We start from the raw sequence: 3,277 nt of genomic DNA, 5'->3' as shown, positions 1-3,277 counted from the left end.
GAGTACATGACGCAGTCGGCCCTGGAAGATGCGAGCCTGCACCTGAACGAAGAAGCCCCGGGCATTTCCGGTGAAGCGCTGGAACGTCTGGTCAATGACTTCCGCATGGTGATGAAAACCCTCAAGCGTCTGTCGCGCCTGTACCCACAGGAGCTGACCGAGCACTTCATCTACCTGCCGGCCGTCAGCCTTGAAACCCTGGGCGACCATGCAGCGATGCAAGAGTGGCTGGCGCAGTACGAAGTCCGCCTGCGCACCAACGAGAAGTCCGGCCTGGTCTACAAGGCCAGCCTGCGCGAAGACCGTGAACGTGGCGTCTGGCTGCCAGAGGTCGAACTGATCTCCCACGGCCTGTCGAACTACGTCACCTTCAACCGCGACTTCTTCGGCAGCAACGACTACAAAACTGTTGTCACCTTGGGCGCGCAACTGAGCACCCTGCTCGACGAAGGCGCGTACATCCAGCGTGGCGAGCGCAAGAAAGCCGTTACCGAGTTCAAGGAAGCCCTCGACTGGCTCATGGCCGAAAGCACCAAGCGCCACACCATCCAGCGCTACAAAGGTCTGGGCGAAATGAACCCGGATCAGCTGTGGGAAACCACCATGGACCCAAGCGTGCGCCGCATGCTGAAAGTCACCATCGAAGACGCCATCGGTGCAGACCAGATCTTCAACACCCTGATGGGTGATGCGGTCGAACCTCGCCGAGACTTCATCGAGAGCAACGCACTGGCGGTTTCCAACCTGGATTTCTGATCCTGATTGCTACCCGCTCATGAAAAACCCCGGCCAATGCCGGGGTTTTTTTTGCCTCACTCATTCCCAGTGCCGACACTTTCCAACCGATACCCATACCCATAAATTGTCAGCAACTGCCAACCCCGATCCGCTGTCAGCCCGAGCTTGTTGCGCAATCGGTATATATGCGTATCCAGCGGCCGCGAGGAAGTTGTCTCTTCGTTCGGCCAGAAGCGCTCGTACAGATAATCCCGCGACAATGGCCGCCCCAGGTTGCTGAACAGGCAGCGCGCCAGGCGGTATTCGCGTTCGGTCATGAGGATCGGTTTGCCTTCACGGGTGACGGTCAGTTCGGCGTCGTCGAAAGTCAGATCATTGAACGTCTGTACTTCGCCCGCCGCGCTGCGCGGTTGGCTATGCCGACGCAATACCGCAGCCACCCTCGCCTTCAACTCATTCGGGCGAAACGGCTTGCTGACATAATCGTCGGCCCCGGCATTCAAGGCTTGAACGATATCGCTCTCGCCGTCGCGGCTGGTGAGCATGATTGCAGCGGGTGGCGCGTCCATGTGTTCGCGGGTCCAGCGCAGCAGTGCCAGGCCCGTGAGATCAGGAAGTTGCCAATCGAGAATCAACAGGTCGAAGGTTTCCCGGCGCAACTGGCGTAACAAGTCTTCGCCGCGCTCGAAGCTGTGCAGTGACCACGGCTGTTCGCCAGCTTCGGCCATTTGCTCCAGGGTTTGCTCGACCCGGCGCAGTTCGGCGGGTTCGTCGTCCAGAATGGCAACGCGCATCGGCGGTGTTCCTTGTTGCTGGGGCTGGGATGTCGACAATAGCGACTCCCCGGCCGCGATGAAAGAAGCAGCCCGTCGTTGGTCGACGTCCGCTATGATTCTTCGGGTCTACGCCTCAGACCTGAGACCTATGAAACCATTCCCACTGCCCTGCCCTGTGCCACATGCATAACACTCAACGCCGACGTGAAAGTCGTGAGCCGAGCCAGGTCCAGCGTCTGTTCCGCCGGCTGGTGCGCGAGTGGTTGTGGATAAGTCTAGTGCTGTTGCCGCTGACTGCCTTGTTGTCTTATCGCGCCCAGATCAATCTGCACAATCCCTCGCCAGCGCCCGGCGCGCTGTTGTCCGTGGCGATGATCGCCGGTGTACTGGGATTATTGCTGTGGCGTCCGCGTTGGGCGCTGTGGGTCACCTTGATCGGTATGGCCTGTGCGCTGATCGCCAGCGCCCTACTGGCCGAAGTCCGCTACTGGTGGTCGCCAACGCCAGCCGCGCTGGGCATGTTGTTCGGTTACCTGATCTGGAACTGGCGACGTCTGAGCGTGGTGCTGACCTACTTCGGTTGGGAGCTGGCGCGTCTGGACAGCGAACCGAAAGTCTTCCCTGAACGCCGCCGGACCCGCTTCACCGGTGCCGACCGTTTGCAGGGCCAGATCATGGCGCTCGAACAAGCCATGAGCCGTACCCGCGACACCCGGCGGTTCATTGCCGATGGCTTGGAGTACCTGCCGGTGGCGACGCTGATCAGTGATCCGCTGGGCAAGATTCTTCTGGGCAATCGCAAGGCGCGCGAGTTGTTCGAGGATCCGCTGGTGGGCGATGACGTACTCGAGCAACTGGCGCGGCTCGGCTATCCGGAATTATCCACAGCGCCGCGACCGCCACTGGCCACCCTGCCGCTGCTGGAATTTCGCGATCACAAGGATCGCAGTCTGCGCCTGGAAAGAGCGGCGCTGCTGCCGGTTGACGGCGATACGCCGATCGGTTGGCTGCTCAGCCTGACGGACTTGAGTGCCGAGCGTGCGGCTGAGGAGCAGCGCGGCGTCCTGCTGCGTTTTCTTTCCCACGACCTGCGCGCTCCCCATTCGGCGATCCTCGCCCTGCTGGATGTGCATCGTCATCAGGCCGGCGCTGATGCGCCGTTGTTCGAGCAGATTGAGCGTCAGGTGCGCCGCGCGCTGGATCTGACCGATGGTTTTGTCTTGTTGGCGCGGGCTGAGTCCGAGACCTATCAGTTCCGCCCGACATTGTTCGCGATGCTGGTATTGGACGTCCTCGATCAGGCACTGCCCATCGCCCAGCAGAAACGCATCGAGCTGCTCAACGAAGTTGATGAGGAATGTCAGGAGCGGCTGATTCTGGCCGATCAGGGATTGCTGACTCGCGCCCTGTTCAACCTGCTGGAAAACGCGATCAAGTACAGCCCCGCAGACAGCACTGTGCAACTGAAGGTCAGCTGTGATGGACAGTGGCTGCGCTGCGAATTGTCCGATCAGGGCAAGGGCATTGCCGCCGATGAATTGCCTGACCTGTTCAGCCAGTATCGGCGTTTCTCCTCCGCCCAGGGCATCGACGGTGTGGGCCTGGGTCTGTCGATGGTCAAAGCCGTGATTGATCATCATGGCGGCACAATCGAGTGTCGCAGCGTGGTCGACGCGGGAACCACATTCCGCATCGATTTGCCGCTGATTTCTGAATGAAAAAGAGGCACAAAAAAACCGGCTGTAACGGCCGGTTTTTTTACA

Annotated in this window: 2 protein-coding genes and 1 pseudogene; 2 read left to right on the top strand and 1 reads right to left on the bottom strand. The window is 60.2% G+C overall.

What is annotated here, in order from left to right:
* A pseudogene (gene gyrB / locus OQK_RS10760) lies at positions 1 to 756 on the top strand (DNA gyrase subunit B); the annotation flags it as partial.
* Between the two features lie 56 nt (positions 757 to 812).
* On the opposite strand, the gene OQK_RS10755 reads toward gyrB, so the two are convergent.
* Positions 813 to 1,532 carry a response regulator transcription factor gene (locus OQK_RS10755; RefSeq protein WP_016772388.1) on the bottom strand — a complete coding sequence of 240 codons (720 nt, stop codon included), beginning with the start codon at positions 1,530 to 1,532 and terminating at the stop codon, positions 813 to 815.
* 164 nt (positions 1,533 to 1,696) lie between these two features.
* Here OQK_RS10755 and OQK_RS10750 point away from each other — a divergent pair, with 164 nt between their 5' ends.
* Positions 1,697 to 3,232: a sensor histidine kinase gene (locus OQK_RS10750; protein ID WP_016772387.1), complete on the top strand. Its 1,536-nt coding sequence runs from the start codon at positions 1,697 to 1,699 to the stop codon at positions 3,230 to 3,232.
* Positions 3,233 to 3,277 lie beyond the last annotated feature (45 nt).

Origin of the sequence: Pseudomonas sp. R62 (assembly GCF_000257605.1) — a bacterium.
GTDB lineage: Bacteria > Pseudomonadota > Gammaproteobacteria > Pseudomonadales > Pseudomonadaceae > Aquipseudomonas > Aquipseudomonas atacamensis.
This window is presented reverse-complemented; position numbering and strand designations above follow the sequence as displayed.